Source organism: Paraburkholderia sp. OAS925 (assembly GCF_040543975.1).
Classification (GTDB): Bacteria; Pseudomonadota; Gammaproteobacteria; order Burkholderiales; family Burkholderiaceae; genus Paraburkholderia; species Paraburkholderia graminis.
The window spans coordinates 932,618-950,581 of the sequence record NZ_JBEUNO010000001.1; the positions used below are offsets into that span (position 1 = coordinate 932,618).

Sequence of the window (17,964 nt, forward strand, 5' to 3'; positions counted from 1 at the left end):
CCGGAGCCCGACCGCCGCCCTCAACCCCCACCTACGCCGCCAGCATTTCCTTCGCGTGCTTGCGCGTGGTCGGCGTGATCTCCAGGCCGCCGAGCATGCGCGCGACTTCTTCGACGCGGTTCGCCTTGTCGAGCGAAACGACACTGCTCACCGTACCGCCCTTGCCGTTGCCGGCTTTCGCCACCTGGAAATGATGATCGCCACGCGCGGCGACCTGCGGCAAGTGCGTCACGCAAAGCACCTGGCGCGCTTCGCCGAGTTGATGCAACAGCCGTCCGACCACTTCGGCGACGCCGCCGCCGATTCCCGTATCCACTTCGTCGAAGATCAGTGTGGGCGTCGGGCTCGCGGCACTCGCGATCACGGCGAGCGCGAGGCTGATACGCGCGAGTTCGCCGCCCGACGCGACCTTCGCAAGCGGCCGCAGCGGCACGCCCGCATGACCCGCGACGCGGAACTCGACCTGCTCCAGGCCATGCGCGCCGCCTTCGGGTAACGGCACGAGCGCGACCTCGAAGCTGCCGCCTTTCATCGACAGTTCCTGCATGCCCGTGGTGACCGCGGCGCCGAGCGCTTTGCCGGCCTTGGCGCGCGCCTTCGAAAGTTTCTTTGCTTCGGCGAGGAAGTCCTCGCGCGCTTTGGCTTCGGCGGCGTGCAGGCTGTGGAGATCCGCGGCGGCGTCGAGCGCGGCAAGCTGCGCGCGGCGCGTCTCGTGTTCCTCGGGCAGCGTTTCGGGCTGCAAACGGAACTTGCGCGCCGCCGAATGCAATGCGTCGAGGCGCTTTTCGACTTGTGCGAGCCGGTCCGGGTCGAGTTCCAGCTTTTGCGCGTAATGGCTCAATGAATACGCGGCTTCCTGAAGCTGGATCTCGGCGGGTTCGAGCGCGGCCAGCACGTCGTTCAAGGCCGGGTCGATATCGGCAAGGTCGCGCACCTTCGAGACGATCGACGCAAGGTGCGTGATCATTGCCTCGTCCGATTCGGACAAAGCATTCAGCGCGCCTTGCACACCGTCGATCAGATTCGCCGAATGCGACAGCCGCCGATGCTCCGCGTTGACTTCTTCCCATTCGCCCGGCTGCGGCGCGAGTTTGTCCAGCTCGGCAAGCTGCCACGCCAGACGCTCGCGTTCCAGTTGCAATTCGCGGTCGCGGGTGTGCGCGTGCTCGACCGCCTGCACTTTCTCACGCCATGAGCGCCACGCGCGCGTGACGCTCGCGGACAGCTCGGTCAGCCCTGCATGCGTGTCGAACAGCTCGCGCTGCGCGTCGGGCCGCATCAGCAACTGGTGCGCGTGCTGGCCGTGAATATCCACCAGCATTTCGCCGACTTCGCGCAGTTGCGCGAGCGTCGCCGCGGTGCCGTTGATGAACGCGCGCGAGCGGCCGTTCGCATCCACCACGCGGCGCAGCATCACAGTGCCGCCGTGCTGGCCGTCCGCCGCAGCCGCGCTCAACGCCTGCTCGTCGAGCCACTGGTCCACTTGCGCGTGCGTGTCGAATTCGGCGGTGATGTCGGCGCGGGTCTCGCCCGTCCGCACGACGTTCGCGTCGGCGCGCGCACCCAGCGCGAGCGCCAGCGCGTCGATCAGGATCGACTTGCCGGCGCCGGTTTCGCCGGAGAAAACGGTAAAGCCGCTGTCGAATTCGAGGTCGAGCGCGGCGACGATGACGAAGTCGCGTATCGAGAGGTGGCGAAGCATGGAAGTCGTTTGTGCTTGTCGGTGAGCTTGGTATCGGGTTTTACGAGCAGCGCTTGCGGTCCGGCGTCCGCGCCGGTCACGGCTTGGGATCTTCCTCGTGCGACGGGTATTCGTTCCAGTGCAGCTTCTTGCGCAGCGTCGCGAAATAGCTGTAGCCGACCGGATGCAGCATCGGCACCGTATGACGCGAGCGGCGCACTTCGATTGAGTCGCCGAGTTCCAGCGACGTGAACGACTGCATGTCGAAATTGACGTTCACCTCGCGCCCCGAAACGATCTGGATGCTGACCTTGGAATCGTCCGGCAGCACGATCGGCCGGTTCGACAGCGCATGCGGCGCGATCGGCACGAGCACGATGCCCTGCAGTTGCGGATGCAGAATCGGCCCTTGCGACGACAGCGCGTACGCCGTCGAGCCGGTCGGCGTGGCGACGATCAGTCCGTCCGAACGCTGGTTGTACATGAAGCGGCCATCCACCGACACATGCAGCTCCGCCATGCCCGAAAAGCCGCTGCGATTGACCACGACGTCATTGAACGCGAGCGCGTGATAGATCGGATTGCCCTGGCGCATGATGCGCGCTTCGAGCAGCACCCGTTCCTCGCGCTCGAAGTTGCCCGCCAGCATTTGCGGCACGGTCACGCTCATGTCGGAGATCGGGATGTCGGTAATGAAGCCCAGCCGTCCGTGATTGATGCCGATGAGCGGCGTGCGGTACGGCGCCAGTTGCCGGCCGATGCCGAGCATCGTGCCGTCGCCGCCGAGCACGACAGCCACGTCGGCGCGCGCGCCGATTTCGGCCGGGCGCAGCGCCGGATAGTCGGTTACGCCGATTTCGGCCGCGGTGTCGGCTTCGAAAACGACTTCGAAGCCGCGCTTCGCGATGCACGTGGCGAGCGCGGTCAGCGGGTCGCGGATGCCCGGCGTATTGTTGCGCCCGACGAGCGCGACAGTCTTGAACTGGCTGGTTACTTGCATGCCGGCATTACACCATAGGTAGGGCCTGAAAAGAACGGGGCCGGGACGCGGCGGCCGGCCGTTCGCAGCGGGCCGTGAGCGCAGTGCGGGATTATCGTTAGAATGGTGAAGCCTTGATGACATGCGCGCCGCGCAAACCGCACCGGCGCGCGGCTGGCCGGACCGTCGGCAACGGGGCCGGCGGCACGCCCGACACAATGCGGCACGTTGTGCTGGAACGAGCGCAAGGCGCGGTCCCGGCGGGCGGCGGGAAATTCGCCGGTGATGGGCGCCGTCGGCGCTCGCGGTAGTCGCCTCATTGAGCTAAAATTTTTCGTCATGCTAGATCCTCGCGCACAAACCCTCCTGAAAACGCTGATCGAGCGCTACATTGCCGAAGGTCAGCCGGTCGGCTCGCGCACGTTGTCGCGCTATTCGGGCCTGGAGTTGAGCCCGGCAACCATCCGCAACGTCATGTCGGATCTCGAGGATCTCGGGCTCGTCATCAGTCCGCATACTTCGGCGGGACGCATTCCTACGCCGCGCGGCTACCGGCTGTTCGTCGACACCATGCTCACGGTCGAATCCGCCGCGGACGAAGAAGCCGTCACCCGCACGGTCAAGACTACGCTGCAGGCAGGCGAGCCGCAGAAAATCGTCGCGGCCGCGGCGAGCGTGCTCTCGAATCTGTCGCAGTTCGCCGGTGTCGTGCTGACGCCGCGGCGCAGTCACGTGTTCAAGCAGATCGAGTTCATGCGGCTGTCGGACAAGCGCATTCTGCTCATCATCGTGACGCCCGAAGGCGACGTGCAAAACCGCATGATGGCGACCCAGCGCGACTTTTCGCCGTCCGAGCTCGTGGAGGCTTCGAACTACATCAACGCGCACTTCGCCGGCCTGTCTTTCGACGAAGTGCGCCGCCGCCTGCGCGAAGAAATCGACCAGTTGCGCGGCGACATGACCACGCTCATGCACGCGGCCGTCACGGCGAGCACGGACGAATCCGACACCGGCGAGACCGTGCTGATTTCGGGCGAGCGCAATCTGCTCGAAGTAGCCGATCTTTCCTCGGACATGGCGCGCCTGCGCAAGCTGTTCGATGTGTTCGACCAAAAGACCAGTCTCCTTCAGTTGCTGGATGTGTCGAGTCATGCGGCCGGCGTGCAGATCTTCATAGGTGGCGAGTCCAACCTCGTGCCTATCGAGGAAATGAGCGTCGTCACCGCGCCCTACGAGGTGAACGGCAAGATCGTCGGCACGCTCGGCGTGATCGGCCCGACGCGGATGGCGTACAACCGCGTCATCCCGATTGTGGACATCACGGCAAGACTGCTTTCGCTCACGCTAAGTCAGCAGTAAGTCAGCAGTAGCGGTCAACGCCGCGGCGGTCGATGCGGCACATCATGCGCGAGCGCGCGCCGCTTGCCAATTAGCCGAACGGCCAGGGGCGCCTGGGGCGCGCGGCCACGAAGGCCGCCGCCATAGGGCGCACCGCTATAATGAATCTCACCTGTTCAACCCTCCGCTCACTGCGGTTATCCGGCTATAGCCTATGCGCTTCGACCTCGAGCGGCCTTCGCAGAACGCCACGTCGCACCGTGTTGCCGTGCTGCTGATTAACCTCGGCACGCCCGACGCGCCAACTCCGCGGGCGGTTCGCCGCTATCTCGCGCAGTTCCTGTCCGACCCTCGCGTGGTCGAGATTCCGGCGCTGCTGTGGCAGATCATTCTGCGGTTGCTGATCCTGCCGTTCAGAGGCCGCGCGTCCGCGAAGAAATATGCGGCCGTCTGGATGCCCGAAGGCTCGCCGCTGCGCGTCTATACGGAAAAGCAGGTGGAAGCGTTGCGCCATCTGCTGCAGTTGAACGACTACACGGTGCTCGTCGAATACGCGATGCGTTACGGCACGCCGGGCATTCCGGCGATGCTGAATCAGCTCAAGCTCGCGGGCGCCGAGCGGGTGCTGCTCGTGCCGATGTATCCGCAGTATTCGTCGTCGACCACGGCGACCGCTTTCGACGACGCCTTCTCCGCGATGAAGCGCATGCGCAATCAGCCGGAGATCCGCACGGTGCGTCAATACGCCGATCATCCGGCATATATCGCGGCGCTCGCGGCGCAGGTGCGTCACTACTGGCATCTTCATGGCCAGCCGGATTTCGCGGCGGGCGACAAACTCGTGTTGAGCTTTCATGGCGTGCCCAAACGCACGCTGGATCTCGGCGATCCGTATCACGAGCAGTGTCAGACAACCGGCGCGTTGCTGATGCAGGCGCTTGGCCTGACGTCGGTGGAATGCCGCATCACCTTCCAGTCGCGCTTCGGCAAGGCCGAGTGGCTGCAGCCCTACACGGCGCCCACGTTGAAGGAACTCGGCGCGGCAGGCGTGCGGCGTGCTGATGTGTTTTGTCCGGGCTTCACGGCCGACTGCCTGGAGACGATCGAAGAAATCGGCATGGAAGTGCGCGACGAATTCCTGCATGCGGGCGGCAAGGAATTTCACCGCATTCCGTGTGTGAACGCGTCGCAGGCATGGATCGCCGCGCTCGGCGAAATCGTCGCGCAGAATCTGCAAGGCTGGCCGGTGCAGGCAGTACCCGTGCCGCATAACACAGCGGCTTGACGAGACTTCATGAACTACAGGATTTCAACCGAACCGGGCGCGAAACTGCGCATCGACAAATGGCTTTGGGCGGCGCGCTTCTTCAAGACGCGTTCGCTCGCGGCGGATGCTGTCGAGAAAGGCCGCGTGCGCATCGGCGGGGCCAATGTGAAGCCCGCCAAGGACGTGCGGGTCGGCGACCTGGTCGAGATCGAGATCGAGCGCTTCGTGTGGCAGGTGCAGGTGCTGGGCGTGTGCGAGGTGCGCGGTCCGGCGACCGTCGCGCAGACGCTCTACGCCGAGACCGACGAAAGCCGCGAAAAACGCAAGGCCGAGCAGGAGCGCCGCAAAACTTATCGCGAGCCGGCCGAGGCATTGCATGGCCGCCCGACCAAGCGCGACCGCCGCACTATCGACAGATTTTCAGGTGGGGATTGAACAGCTGTTCCATGGTCGCGTTCACGCCGCCGTATTCGGTGGTGTGGTCGTTGACCGCCCCGGACATACAGATGGTCGTGGTGCCCGCAACGAGTACCAGTGCGACCACCGAGATTGCAAAGGTCAGTTTCACGGTACCCCCTTATGGGATGTTGCAGCAAAGAAACGAGCTAGCCGGGTGGAAATTGCAAGAGGGCGGAAAGGATTACGTCAGATTAGGGTTAACGAGGTTTTTCCGCTGCGTTACTGGAGCATAGGTCACTTGCTGTTCGCGCTCAATCTGAATCTGATTGCGCCGCGCTAATGGTTGTAACCGCGCGTTTCCGCCAGCGGCGCCCGCTCTGAAAATTTCGGCCGAGGCGCTTGAAATGGGCGCTTGCGGCCCCACCTGCCGTTCCGATACGCGGTGGCGCGTTCGAATGTTTGTCGCGATTTTGCAACGCACAAAAGTCGCGGCGCATTCATGCGTTGCCGCCGCCGTTGGCTTTTAAATCTTTAACGACTTTCAGCGACATGGAAAACACGCAAGAGAACCCGACGAGCCAGAATCCCACGCCCGCGGACGAAACCGAGCGCCCGGCCGCCGAGGCGGTCACTCCCGAGCAGGAAGCCGCGGCGAGCGTCGCCACGGACACGCCGGCAGCCACGGGTGCCGAAGCTGCGTTGGCTGAAGCGCAGGCCAAGATCGCCGAGTTGCAGGAGAGCTTCCTGCGGGCCAAGGCCGAGACCGAGAACGTGCGTCGCCGCGCGCAGGAAGACGTCGCGAAGGCGCATAAATTTGCTATCGAGAGCTTCGCCGAGCACCTGCTGCCGGTGATCGACAGCCTGGAAGCTGCCGTCGCCCATTCTTCCGACGACCTCGCGAAAGTGCGCGAAGGCGTCGAGCTCACGCTGCGCCAGCTCACGGGCGCGCTGGAGAAGGGCCGCGTCGTCGCACTGAATCCGGTGGGCGAGAAGTTCGACCCGCATCGCCATCAGGCCATTTCGATGGTGCCGGCGGATCAGGAGCCGAACACGGTGGTCGCCGTGCTGCAAAAGGGCTTCGTGATCGCCGACCGCGTGCTGCGTCCGGCGCTCGTGACGGTGGCCGCGCCGAAGTAAGCGCCCGTCGCAGGCAGTTCGCCAGGTCCACGTAGACACCAGGTAACCCGATCATGGCCAACATTCCCGTCGACGCAACCGCGTTTTCGGTCTTCGACATGAAGGAGCTGAGCGCCGAATCGTTCGACGCGGGCCTCGCCGAAGCAGGCGACGAACTCGCGGTGGTGTTCTTCTGGGGCCTCGACTGCTTCAATTGCGAGATCGCGAAGAAGGCGATGCTGGCGCAACCTGAGGCGATCCGGGCGCTCGGTCTGCGGTGGTTTCACAGCAATGTCTACGAGCACCGCGAGCTCGGGCGGCGCTTCATGCTTCACGGCGTGCCTACGTGGTTCTTTTTTCATCGCGGCAAACGGCTTGGCCGCGCAACCGGCTGGCACGGTCTTGGGCAGTTCCAGGCCGCTGTCGCCGCGGCGCGGCAGAAGATTCAGGCGGTTTCTGGCCAAACGCCGGGTGAAACGCCGGCCGATTGAAAAAAATTAAAGACCGCATCGCAAAAGAGGTCTTGAAAACGATGCGGACGCACTTATGTTCAGTGCAGTGTGAATTCAGGGCGGATCGCCTTGCCGCCGAACGGCAAACAGGGCGCTTCCCGCAGCGATCAAAGTCAGGAGATTAGTAAAAATGGGCAAAATCATCGGTATCGACCTCGGCACGACCAACTCGTGCGTGGCGATCATGGAAGGCAATTCGGTCAAGGTGATCGAGAACTCGGAAGGTGCGCGCACCACGCCGTCGATCATCGCGTATATGGAAGACGGCGAGATTCTCGTCGGCGCGCCTGCCAAGCGTCAGTCGGTCACGAACCCGAAGAACACGCTGTACGCGGTGAAGCGCCTGATCGGCCGCCGCTTCGAAGAGAAGGAAGTTCAGAAAGACATCGGCCTGATGCCGTACAAGATCATGAAGGCCGAGAACGGCGACGCATGGGTCGAAGTGCGCGATCAGAAGCTCGCTCCGCCGCAGATCTCCGCGGAAGTGCTGCGCAAGATGAAGAAGACCGCTGAAGACTACCTCGGCGAGCCGGTCACCGAAGCCGTGATCACGGTTCCCGCGTACTTCAACGACAGCCAGCGTCAGGCAACCAAAGATGCGGGGCGCATCGCCGGTCTGGAAGTCAAGCGCATCATCAACGAACCGACCGCAGCCGCGCTCGCGTTCGGTCTCGACAAGAACGAGAAGGGCGACCGCAAGATCGCCGTGTATGACCTGGGCGGCGGTACGTTCGACGTGTCGATCATCGAAATCGCGGACGTCGACGGTGAGAAGCAGTTCGAAGTGCTGTCCACGAACGGCGACACGTTCCTCGGCGGTGAAGACTTCGACCAGCGCATCATCGACTACATCATCGGCGAGTTCAAGAAAGAGCAAGGCGTCGATCTGTCGAAAGACGTGCTCGCGCTGCAGCGCCTGAAGGAATCGGCTGAAAAGGCCAAGATCGAGCTGTCGTCGAGCCAGCAGACCGAAATCAACCTGCCGTACATCACGGCTGACGCGTCGGGTCCGAAGCATTTGAATCTGAAGATCACGCGCGCCAAGCTGGAAGCGCTGGTTGAGGAGCTGATCGAACGCACGATCGAACCGTGCCGCGTGGCGATCAAGGACGCAGGCGTGAAGGTCGGCGAAATCGACGACGTGATTCTGGTCGGCGGTATGACCCGCATGCCGAAGGTGCAGGAAAAGGTTAAGGAATTCTTCGGCAAGGACCCGCGCCGCGACGTGAACCCGGACGAAGCCGTGGCCGTTGGCGCCGCGATTCAAGGTCAGGTTCTGTCGGGTGACCGCAAGGACGTTCTGCTGCTCGACGTGACCCCGCTGTCGCTCGGCATCGAAACGCTCGGCGGCGTGATGACGAAGATGATCAACAAGAACACCACGATCCCGACCAAGCATTCGCAGGTCTACTCGACGGCCGACGACAACCAGAGCGCCGTGACGATCAAGGTGTATCAGGGCGAACGCGAAATGGCAGCGGGCAACAAGCTGCTCGGCGAGTTCAACCTGGAAGGTATTCCGCCGGCACCGCGCGGCACGCCGCAGATCGAGGTGAGCTTCGACATCGACGCAAACGGCATTCTGCACGTCGGCGCGAAGGACAAGGCGACCGGCAAGGAAAACCGTATCACGATCAAGGCGAACTCGGGTCTGTCTGAAGCCGAAATCGAGAAGATGGTGAAGGACGCCGAAGCCAACGCGGAAGAAGATCACAAGCTGCGTGAGCTGGCCGATGCCCGCAACCAGGGCGACGCGCTGGTCCATAGCACGAAGAAGGCGCTCACCGAATACGGCGACAAGCTGGAAGCTGCCGAGAAGGAAAAGATCGAATCCGCGCTGAAGGACCTCGAAGAAACGCTGAAGAGCGGTTCGAGCGACAAGGCGGCGATCGAAGCCAAGATCGAAGCAGTGGCCACGGCCTCGCAGAAGATGGGCGAGAAGATGTACGCCGACATGCAGGCTGCGCAAGGCGCCGAAGCTGCGGCAGCAGGCGCGGCGGGCGCGAGCGCGGGTGCATCGGCGGGTGGCGCGAGCCAGCCGCAGGACGATGTGGTCGACGCCGACTTCAAGGAAGTCAAGAAAGACTAAAGCCAGGTCGCATTCCGACCGTAAAGCCGCACACGGGTTTTGTGTGCGGCCCGGCTGCACAAGGGACCGCGCCCATCCGGACGCGGGAACGTGCAAGAGCGGTTATCACGCCTGGCGAGCCTTTTAGGCTCTCCGGGCACATTTGTTTTATGGAGGGCGTTGTTTTTTGCCGTATTCAGGCGGCATGAAACAGCGGCCGGACGAGTCGTGAGACTCCAGCATTCAAGAGGAGCCACCGCGCGGCATTGCGCGAGGGGCGTTGAACCGATATGGCGAAACGGGATTACTACGAGGTTCTGGGCGTCGCAAAGAACGCGAGCGACGACGAAATCAAGAAGGCTTATCGCAAGCTGGCGATGAAGCATCACCCCGACCGCAATCCGGGCAACAAGGATGCGGAAGAGCATTTCAAGGAGGTGAAGGAAGCCTACGAAATGCTCTCGGACTCGCAAAAGCGCGCCGCGTATGACCAGTATGGTCACGCGGGCGTCGATCCGAACATGGGCGGAGCCGGCGCGCAAGGCTTCGGCGGTTTTGCCGATGCGTTCGGCGATATCTTCGGCGACATCTTCGGCCAGGCGGCCGGGGGCGCCGCGCGCGGCGGTGGCCGTGCGGGCCCGCAGGTGTATCGCGGCGCCGACTTGCGCTACAGCATGGAAATCACGCTCGAGCAGGCGGCGCACGGCTACGAAACGCAGATCCGCGTGCCGAGCTGGGTCTCGTGCGAAGTCTGTCACGGCTCGGGCGCGAAACCCGGCACGAAGCCGGAAACCTGTCCGACCTGTAGCGGTTCGGGCGCGGTGCGCATGTCGCAAGGCTTCTTCAGCATTCAGCAAACGTGTCCGAAGTGTCACGGCACCGGCACCTATATTCCCGAGCCTTGCGGTCACTGCCACGGCGCGGGCAAGGTGAAGGAAACCAAGACGCTCGAAGTGAAGATTCCGGCAGGGATCGACGACGGCATGCGCATCCGTTCCGCCGGCAACGGCGAACCGGGCATCAACGGCGGACCGTCGGGCGATCTGTACGTCGAGATTCACATCAAGCAGCACTCGGTGTTCGAGCGCGACGGCGACGATCTGCATTGCCAGATGCCGATTCCGTTCACCACGGCAGCATTGGGCGGCGAGATCGAAGTGCCGACGCTTGCCGGCCGCGCGAGCTTCACGGTGCCCGAAGGCACGCAATCGGGCAAGACGTTCCGGTTGCGCGGCAAGGGCATCAAGGGCCTGCGTTCGAGCATTCCCGGCGACCTGTACGTGCATGTGCAGGTCGAAACGCCGGTCAAGCTCACCGAACCGCAGCGCGATCTGCTCAAGCAATTCGAGAAGGCCTTGGTGGAAGGCGGCGCGCGGCATAGCCCGCAAAGCAAGAGCTGGTTCGACCGGGTGAAGAGCTTCTTCGATTAATGGCGGTTTGAGGTTGGCGGTCAGCATGACGGCAGATGAGCGCGGCGCAGTGTTTGCATTGCTCGATGATTGCGACGCGTCGGCGGCGCGCCGCTCAAGCCGTTTGTACACGCGCCTCGTGCATGAGCGCGTGTGCGCGAACGCCGCGCAGCTCGAAGCCGTGTGCGAAGCCGCGGTAGCGGACGCGCGGCTCGGTCTGCATGCCGTCGTGCTCGCCGACTATGAATTCGGCCGGCATCTTCTCGACGGGGAATCGGGTCCGTCGTTCAAAACGCAGCATGGCGATGCCACGCTGCGTTTTTTATTGTTCGAACGTTGCGAAAAACTTTCGCGCGATGCAGTCGACGCGTGGCTCGTGAACGAAGACGGGGGTCTTGCTGAGCCGTCGGTGGCGGGCACGGCGAATGTGCGCGAGAGCGTCGAGCCCGAGCAGTTCAACGCGGCGATCGGCGCGATTCACAGCGCGCTGCACGCCGGCGATTCGTATCAGGTCAACTACACATACCGTCTTGGCTTCGACGTGTTCGGCTCGCCCGTCGCGCTGTATCGGCGGTTGAGGGCGCGGCAGCCGGTCCGCTATGGCGCGTTGATCGCACTGCCGGGCGGCGCGTGGGTGCTGTCGTGTTCGCCCGAGCTGTTCGTTGAGAAGCAGGGCGCTACGTTGCGCGCCCGTCCGATGAAAGGCACGGCGCCGCGCTCGGACGATCCCGCAACGGATCGCGGCGTCGCAGAATTCCTTGGCAGCGATCCGAAGAATCGCGCCGAGAACGTGATGATCGTCGATCTGTTGCGCAACGATTTGTCGCGTGTCGCGCAGACGGGCTCGGTCAAGGTGCCGGCGCTCTTTTCGGTCGAGCCATATGCGTCGGTCTGGCAGATGACGTCGACGGTGGAGGCCGCTTTGCGGCCCGGCACGTCGTTCGCCGGCATACTGCGCGCGCTGTTTCCTTGCGGCTCGATCACCGGCGCGCCGAAGCATCGCACGATGCAGTTGATCGACGAACTCGAGAGCACGCCGCGCGGACTCTATACCGGCGCGATCGGCTGGCTGGACGCGGCCGCGTCGGAACCGGCGGGCTCGGGTGGAAATGCGTGCGGCGACTTCTGCATGTCGGTCGCCATTCGCACGCTGACGTTGAAGCCGTCGGCGCAAGCAGGCTCGTTGCGCGGCACGATGGGCATCGGCGCGGGCATCGTGCTCGACAGCGTCGCCGAAGACGAATACGCGGAGTGTCGATTGAAAGCGCGCTTTCTGACCGGCGCTGAGCCGGGATTCGAACTGTTCGAAACCATGCACGCGACGCGCGAAGATGGGGTGCGTTATCTGTCGCGCCATCTCGCGAGACTCTCGGCAAGTGCCGCGGCGTTGGGCTTTCCATTCGATGCCGAAGCCGTGCGCGCACAGATTGCGGAACAATGCGCGGCGTTGCCTGCAAAGACTGCGCATCGCATGCGTCTCGCACTAGCCAAGAATGGCGCAACGCAGATCACGGCTGCGATCCTGACGCCGTTGGCCGACTCGACGGTCGGCGTGCTGCTCGCAACGGATCACGGCTTCCCGACGATGCAATCCGGCGATCCGCTGTTGCACCACAAGACCACGCGCCGCGCCGAATATGACCGCGGCTGGCGCGAGGCCGAGGCGAAAGGCGCGTTCGACACGCTGTTCTTCAACGAACGAGGCGAGTTGACGGAAGGCGGGCGGTCGAACGTGTTTGTGAAGCTGGCGGGCAAGTGGTGGACGCCGCCGCTCGGGTCGGGCGTGTTGCCGGGCGTGATGCGAAGCGTGCTGCTCGAGGACGACGCGAGCTTGCAGGCGAAAGAAAGAGTGCTGACGCAGGCGGATCTGTTGAACGCCGAAGCGCTGATGATCTGCAATGCGCTGCGCGGAGCGCTGCCGGCGCGGGTTATCCGTTAGAACGGTCCTAATCCCGCGCCACCCAAACCCTCAAAACGTATGCTCGGGCCCAGGAAACGCCCCATCCTTCACCGCACGCACATAGGCTTCAACCGCCGCGAGAATGCTCGGCTGGCCCTGCATGAAATCCTTCACGAAGCGCGGTCGCTTGCCGGGAAAAATCCCCAGCATGTCATGCAACACCAGCACCTGACCTGAGCAATCGAGCCCGGCGCCAATGCCGATCGTCGGAATACGCAACTGCTTCGTGACTTCGCTGGCGAGCAGCGTCGGAATGGCTTCCATCACGATGAGCTGCGCGCCCGCCGCTTGCATCGCGAGTGAATCGCGCAGCAACTGGTTCGCGCCTTCCTCGGTCTTGCCTTGCACCTTGAAGCCGCCGAACGCATGCACCGACTGCGGCGTCAGTCCAACATGCGCGCACACCGGAATCGAGCGCTCGACCAGAAAGCGCACGGTGTCGCCAAGCCACTCGCCGCCTTCCAGCTTCACCATCTGTGCGCCGGCGCGCATCAGTTCGACGGAGCTTCGGTACGCCTGTTCCGCCGTACCGTAAGTGCCGAACGGCAAGTCGGCGACGATCAACGCCGACGGCCGGGCACGCGCCACACTGGCCGTGTGATACGCAATATCGGCGAGCGACACCGGCAGCGTCGTGGTCTGCCCTTGCAGCACGTTGCCGAGCGAATCGCCGATCAGCAAAACGTCGACGCCCGCGCGATCGAGCAGCGCCGCAAAGCTCGCGTCGTAACAGGTGAGCATGGCGATTTTCTCGCCCGCATCGCGCATTGCCTGCAGTTTCGGCACGGTGATCGCGTTCCGGCTCGCTTCCTGCAAATAGGTCATGGGTCGATCCGTTGAAAGAGGGGCGCGCGCCGCTTAAAGCGACGTGCCTTTGACAAAGAATTCCTTGCGGCCGCGCATGGTTTCGATGCGTTCGGCGAGCAGCGCAAGGTCCGCGTCGGAGTCGAGCGGATTCAGATGTTCGGCGTTGACCGTCAGCACCGGCGTGCGGTCGTAGTGATAGAAGAACTCGTTATACGCGTCGCAGAGCGCATGCAGATAGGCGTCGGAAATCTGCAATTCCATAGGCACCGCGCGCTTCTGAATGCGCGAGAACAGCACCTCGGGACTCGCCTGCAAATACACGACGAAGTCCGGCGCCGGCGCGCTCACTTCGAGCCGCGCGGCGAGCGCGCGGTACAAATGCCACTCGTCTTCCTGCAGCGTGAGACGCGCGAAGATGTCGTTCTTCTGCGTCATGAAATCGGCGATGAGCGGCGTGCCGGCCAGTTGTACCGCGTTCACGTCCTGCGCCTGCTGCGCGCGTTGCAACGCGAAATGCAATTGCGCGGGCAACGCATAACGCGTGGTGTCGCGATAAAAGCGTTCGAGGAAGGGATTGTCTTCGGGCCGCTCGAACAATTCCTGCATCGACCAGCGTTGCGCGAGACGCCGCGCGAGCGATGTCTTGCCGACGCCGATCGGCCCTTCGATCGCAAGATAGCCGAACGGAGGCCGCAATTGCGGCGCGGTGACGGTGAGTGGCGGTGAATTCATTCGCAGCGGCCTTTGCCGGCGTTGAGGGCGTTGAGCGTCGGGCACTGGCAAGGCCCTTTGACCTTCTCGATGCGTTGTTCGCGTACGCCGTCGAGCAGCGCGTCAGCGCGGCCATGCCGCGGAATGATCAGCGCGGCGTCGATCTCGACGAGCGGAACCAGCGCAAACGCGCGTTCGACAAGACGGGGATGCGGAACGATCAAGTCGGCTTCGTCGATGGATTGATCGCCGAAGAGCAGGATGTCCAGATCGAGCGTGCGCGGTGCATTGCGAAAGGGCCGTTCACGGCCGAACTGATGCTCGATCTTGTGGCACAGCGCAAGCAGATGCCGCACGGGGAGCGTCGTGTCGATCTTCACGACACAGTTGAAATAGTCGTCACCGCCCGCGTCGATCGGGGCAGTGCAATACAGGCTCGACTTGGCGAGCACGGTGATGGTGTGCTGTTGTGCGAGGCACACCACCGCGTCTTTCAGGGTCTGGCGCGCGTCCCCGAGATTCGCGCCGAGGCCGAGATAAGCAACCGTCATGGCATAACTTCCTGCAACTATCGTTCGACGGCTTCAGCCGACGCTGCATGAACCAGCGCTGCGTTAGCGAACGCTGCTTCAGTCTTCGTGCGGGCTGTCGTGGCCCGCTTCGGCGTCTGTGCGTTCGGCTGGCGTGCCGCCCTCCATTCCGTCGCCCGGTTTGCGGTTTCTGGCGCCACCGCCGCGCCGCCGTCGTTTTCTGGGGCTTCGGTCCTTCCCGCCTTGCGTGAGCAATGCCTCACGCGCCGCGATGTCTCCTTCGATGAACTCCGTCCACCACGCTCCGACCGACTCGTCGAGTTCGCCCGATTCGCAGCGCAACAGGAGGAAATCATACCCCGCTCTAAATCTTTGGTGTTCCAGCAGCTTCAGCGCGCTTCTTCCCGAACGTTTTTCGAGGCGCAACTGCAAGCCCCAGATCTCGCGCATATCGGACGAAAAACGCTTGTGGATAGCGAGTTTCTCGGTCTGCATGTCGAGCACTTCGTCCATCGCGCGATGCAGCGCGGGCACCGGATACTCGCCGTTCGCTTCGAATTTCTGCCAGCGCTGCTGTACGTCGTGCCACAAAAGTGTTGCAAACAGAAAACCCGGCGACACTGGCTTGCCGGCGCGCACGCGTGCGTCGGTATTGTTGAGCGCGAGCGTGATGAATTTTTCGCCGGTCGGCTGCTCGAGCACGACGTCGAGCAAGGGCAACAGTCCGTGATGCAGACCTTCCTGGCGCAAGCGCTTCAGACAGGCGAGCGCGTGTCCGGACAGCATGAGCTTCAGCATCTCGTCGAAGAGACGCGCGGCCGGCACGTTGTTGATCAGATCGGCCATTTTCGCGATCGGGTCGCGCGTCGCGTCTTCGATCTCGAAGTCGAGCTTGGCCGCGAAACGCACGACGCGCAGCATGCGCACCGGATCTTCGCGATAACGCGTGGCCGGATCGCCGATCATGCGCAACAGACGCGCGCGCACGTCGGCCATGCCGTTGTGATAATCCAGCACGGTCTCCGTGGCCGGATCGTAGTACATCGCGTTGATCGTGAAGTCGCGGCGCGTGGCGTCTTCGTGCTGCTCGCCCCACACGTTGTCGCGCAGCACGCGGCCGCTCGCGTCCACCGCGTGCGTGCGGCGATCGAGCTCGTCGCGCTTCAGGCGCCGCGGCGGCGCAGCGTCAGCGGCGGGCGGATCGACCAGCGCGCGGAACGTCGACGTTTCGATGATTTCCTGGCCGAACTGCACATGCACGATCTGAAACCGGCGGCCGATGATGCGCGCACGGCGAAACAGCTTCTGCACCTGCTCGGGCGTGGCGTCGGTCGCGACGTCGAAATCTTTCGGCTTGATGCCGAGCAGCAGATCGCGCACCGCACCGCCGACGATAAACGCCCGGTGCCCCGCCTGCTGAAGCCCTTCGGTCACGCGAATCGCGTTGCGCGAGATCAGCGTGGGGTCGATGCCGTGCACGTCGTGCGGAATGATGACCGGCACGTCGGGGTCCGGCACCTGTGGTTTGGTGGACGCGCCGCCGCGAGCCGGCTTGCGGCGCGCGCGGCCCGCGCCCGCGGCGCCTTGTGCATGGTGTGCCGGTGCGCTGCCGGTTTCGTCTGCGTCGGCTTCAGCCGGCAGCGTGTCGTCGGCGGATGCTGTGTCCTGGCCGAATAGCTTGCGAATGAGTTTTTTGATCACTGGGGTTGAAAGAGTTCGAGGATGCGCCAGCCCTTGGCTTGTGCATGAGCACGCAATGTGTCGTCCGGATTGGTCGCGATTGGGTCGGTGACCTTTTCGAGCAGCGGAATGTCGTTGTGCGAATCGCTGTAGAAATAGCTGTGCTCGAAGTCGCTCCAGCTTTTGCCGAGCGATGCGAGCCATGCCTCGGTGCGCACGATCTTGCCTTCCTTGTAGCTCGGCGTGCCGGTGGGGCGGCCCGTGTAGGCCGAATGCGGCTGGCCGTCGACGGTTTCCGCTTCGCAGGCGATCAGCGTGTCGACGCCGAACGCGCTCGCAATGGGACGGGTGATGAATTCGTTGGTGGCCGTGACCACGCAGCACAGGTCGCCCGCTTCGCGGTGCCGCTTGACCAGTTCGACCGCCGCCGGAAGGATGGCCGGCGTGATCACTTCATGCATGTACTGCGCGTGAAAGTCCGCGAGTTGCGCGCGCGTGTACTTGGCGAGCGGCGTGAGCATGGCGATCAGATAGGCGTGAATGTCGAGCTTGCCGGCCTTGTAGTCGGCGTAAAAGCGGTCGTTGTCACGGGCGAAGTTTTCGGCGTCGACCATGCCGTGTTTCACCATGAAGCGGCCCCATTCGTGGTCGCTGTCGGTGGGAATGAGCGTGTGATCGAGGTCGAAGAGTGCGAGATTAGCCATGGGGGTCTATTTTACTTGAAGCGGCGGACGACGCGGCGGGGCCGTCCTGGCCGGGCGAAGCCAGCATCGTGCGCAAGAGCGGCAGCGTGACCGCGCGCTTCTGTTCGAGCGAGAAGCGGTCGAGCGCGTCGAGCAGCGCCATCAGGCTCGGCATGTCGCGGCGAAAGTGCGTGAGCAGATAGGCGGGCACGTCGTCGGCGAGCATGATGCCGCGCTCGCGGGCCGCGTGCTTCAGCACGGCGGCTTTGCCTTCGTCGGGCAAGGGCGCGAGATGGAACACGAGGCCCCAGCCGAGCCGCGTGCGCAGATCTTCGCGCACCGTCATGCCGATCGGCGGCGCGTTGCCGGTGGCGACGAGCGCGCTGGTCGGATGCGCGCGCACTTCGTTGAAGAGATTGAACACGGCGACCTGCTGCGCGGCGGAGAGGCCGTCGCAATCGTCGATTGCATACAGCGCGACGCGCGGATCGAAACTGAACGCGGCGAGGCTGCTTTGCGGACCGGCGAAGCGCGCATGTCCGCGCGGCGCTTCGTGCACGAGTGCTTGCAGCAGATGTGTGCGGCCGCTGCCCGCTTCGCCCCAGATGTAGAACGTGCGATCGGCGACCGGCCCGGCGGCGAGCGCGCTATCGAGCTCACGCAGGCGCGTGACCAGCTCGGCGTTCGCGCCGGCGAAAAAATTGTCGAATGTCGATGGCGGCGGCGTGCCGAGATCGAGCGTCAGTTGACGAAGCACAGTAGGTTAATGCCGAAAGTAAGGCTGAAGCCGCGAAGTGTCCCGCTGAGCCGGGACGCCGGAGCAG

17 protein-coding genes are annotated in these 17,964 nt (G+C 63.7%); 8 read left to right on the top strand and 9 right to left on the bottom strand.

Going from position 1 to position 17,964, the window contains the following annotated elements; genetic code table 11:
• Positions 1 to 31: 31 nt before the first annotated feature.
• Both recN and ABIE53_RS04155 read right to left on the bottom strand, forming a co-directional pair.
• A complete protein-coding gene (gene recN, locus ABIE53_RS04150; RefSeq protein ID WP_192700027.1) occupies positions 32 to 1,702 on the bottom strand; it encodes a DNA repair protein RecN in 1,671 nt (556 codons plus the stop codon).
• A gap of 76 nt (positions 1,703 to 1,778) precedes the next feature.
• The gene (locus tag ABIE53_RS04155) at positions 1,779 to 2,681 is read right to left on the bottom strand and encodes an NAD kinase (RefSeq protein WP_006047888.1); all 903 of its coding nucleotides are present in this window, start codon (positions 2,679 to 2,681) and stop codon (positions 1,779 to 1,781) included.
• 318 nt (positions 2,682 to 2,999) lie between these two features.
• Between ABIE53_RS04155 and hrcA the strand changes: the two genes are divergently transcribed.
• The 3 genes from hrcA to ABIE53_RS04170 all read left to right on the top strand — a co-directional run bounded on the left by hrcA (position 3,000) and on the right by ABIE53_RS04170 (position 5,700).
• Positions 3,000 to 4,019, top strand: coding sequence for a heat-inducible transcriptional repressor HrcA (gene hrcA, locus ABIE53_RS04160; protein ID WP_025601566.1), 1,020 nt, complete (start codon positions 3,000 to 3,002; stop codon positions 4,017 to 4,019).
• Positions 4,020 to 4,212: 193 nt separating this feature from the next.
• Complete coding sequence (hemH, locus tag ABIE53_RS04165) at positions 4,213 to 5,283, top strand: ferrochelatase (RefSeq protein WP_006047886.1); 1,071 nt, start codon at positions 4,213 to 4,215, stop codon at positions 5,281 to 5,283.
• Positions 5,284 to 5,292: 9 nt separating this feature from the next.
• Positions 5,293 to 5,700, top strand: coding sequence for an RNA-binding S4 domain-containing protein (locus tag ABIE53_RS04170; RefSeq protein ID WP_006047885.1), 408 nt, complete (start codon positions 5,293 to 5,295; stop codon positions 5,698 to 5,700).
• Here the strand turns inward: ABIE53_RS04170 and ABIE53_RS04175 are convergent.
• Positions 5,672 to 5,833, bottom strand: coding sequence for a hypothetical protein (locus tag ABIE53_RS04175; RefSeq protein WP_006047884.1), 162 nt, complete (start codon positions 5,831 to 5,833; stop codon positions 5,672 to 5,674). The two genes, ABIE53_RS04170 and ABIE53_RS04175, sit on opposite strands and share 29 nt — an antisense overlap.
• A 380-nt stretch (positions 5,834 to 6,213) precedes the next feature.
• Between ABIE53_RS04175 and grpE the strand changes: the two genes are divergently transcribed.
• From grpE to pabB, 5 genes are all read left to right on the top strand, one after another.
• Entirely contained in the window at positions 6,214 to 6,801 is a 588-nt protein-coding gene (grpE, locus tag ABIE53_RS04180) for a nucleotide exchange factor GrpE (protein WP_006047883.1), read from the top strand.
• Positions 6,802 to 6,854: 53 nt separating this feature from the next.
• Positions 6,855 to 7,271, top strand: a complete 417-nt coding sequence (locus ABIE53_RS04185) for a thioredoxin family protein (protein WP_107707313.1) — start codon at positions 6,855 to 6,857, stop codon at positions 7,269 to 7,271.
• Positions 7,272 to 7,422: 151 nt separating this feature from the next.
• Positions 7,423 to 9,381, top strand: a complete 1,959-nt coding sequence (gene dnaK, locus ABIE53_RS04190) for a molecular chaperone DnaK (protein WP_006047881.1) — start codon at positions 7,423 to 7,425, stop codon at positions 9,379 to 9,381.
• A 269-nt stretch (positions 9,382 to 9,650) separates the two neighbouring features.
• Complete coding sequence (gene dnaJ / locus ABIE53_RS04195; protein ID WP_006047880.1) at positions 9,651 to 10,790, top strand: molecular chaperone DnaJ; 1,140 nt, start codon at positions 9,651 to 9,653, stop codon at positions 10,788 to 10,790.
• 25 nt (positions 10,791 to 10,815) lie between these two features.
• The gene (pabB, locus tag ABIE53_RS04200) at positions 10,816 to 12,708 is read left to right on the top strand and encodes an aminodeoxychorismate synthase component I (protein WP_107707377.1); all 1,893 of its coding nucleotides are present in this window, start codon (positions 10,816 to 10,818) and stop codon (positions 12,706 to 12,708) included.
• A 30-nt stretch (positions 12,709 to 12,738) separates the two neighbouring features.
• On the opposite strand, the gene panB is transcribed toward pabB, so the two are convergent.
• The 6 genes from panB to hda form a co-directional block, all read right to left on the bottom strand.
• Positions 12,739 to 13,554, bottom strand: a complete 816-nt coding sequence (gene panB / locus ABIE53_RS04205; protein ID WP_107707312.1) for a 3-methyl-2-oxobutanoate hydroxymethyltransferase — start codon at positions 13,552 to 13,554, stop codon at positions 12,739 to 12,741.
• A gap of 33 nt (positions 13,555 to 13,587) precedes the next feature.
• The gene (locus ABIE53_RS04210) at positions 13,588 to 14,268 is read right to left on the bottom strand and encodes a deoxynucleoside kinase (RefSeq protein ID WP_053857538.1); all 681 of its coding nucleotides are present in this window, start codon (positions 14,266 to 14,268) and stop codon (positions 13,588 to 13,590) included.
• On the bottom strand, positions 14,265 to 14,798 hold the full coding sequence (gene folK, locus ABIE53_RS04215) for a 2-amino-4-hydroxy-6-hydroxymethyldihydropteridine diphosphokinase (RefSeq protein ID WP_192700028.1): 534 nt from the start codon (positions 14,796 to 14,798) through the stop codon (positions 14,265 to 14,267). The genes ABIE53_RS04210 and folK overlap by 4 nt, the downstream gene beginning before the upstream one ends.
• Positions 14,799 to 14,876: 78 nt before the next feature.
• On the bottom strand, positions 14,877 to 16,478 hold the full coding sequence (gene pcnB, locus ABIE53_RS04220; protein WP_006047875.1) for a polynucleotide adenylyltransferase PcnB: 1,602 nt from the start codon (positions 16,476 to 16,478) through the stop codon (positions 14,877 to 14,879).
• Positions 16,475 to 17,161: a histidinol-phosphatase gene (locus ABIE53_RS04225; RefSeq protein ID WP_006047874.1), complete on the bottom strand. Its 687-nt coding sequence runs from the start codon at positions 17,159 to 17,161 to the stop codon at positions 16,475 to 16,477. Before ABIE53_RS04225 ends, pcnB begins: the two co-directional genes overlap by 4 nt.
• Complete coding sequence (gene hda, locus ABIE53_RS04230) at positions 17,154 to 17,897, bottom strand: DnaA regulatory inactivator Hda (protein ID WP_029970417.1); 744 nt, start codon at positions 17,895 to 17,897, stop codon at positions 17,154 to 17,156. Before hda ends, ABIE53_RS04225 begins: the two co-directional genes overlap by 8 nt.
• Between the last annotated feature and the right edge of the window lie 67 nt (positions 17,898 to 17,964).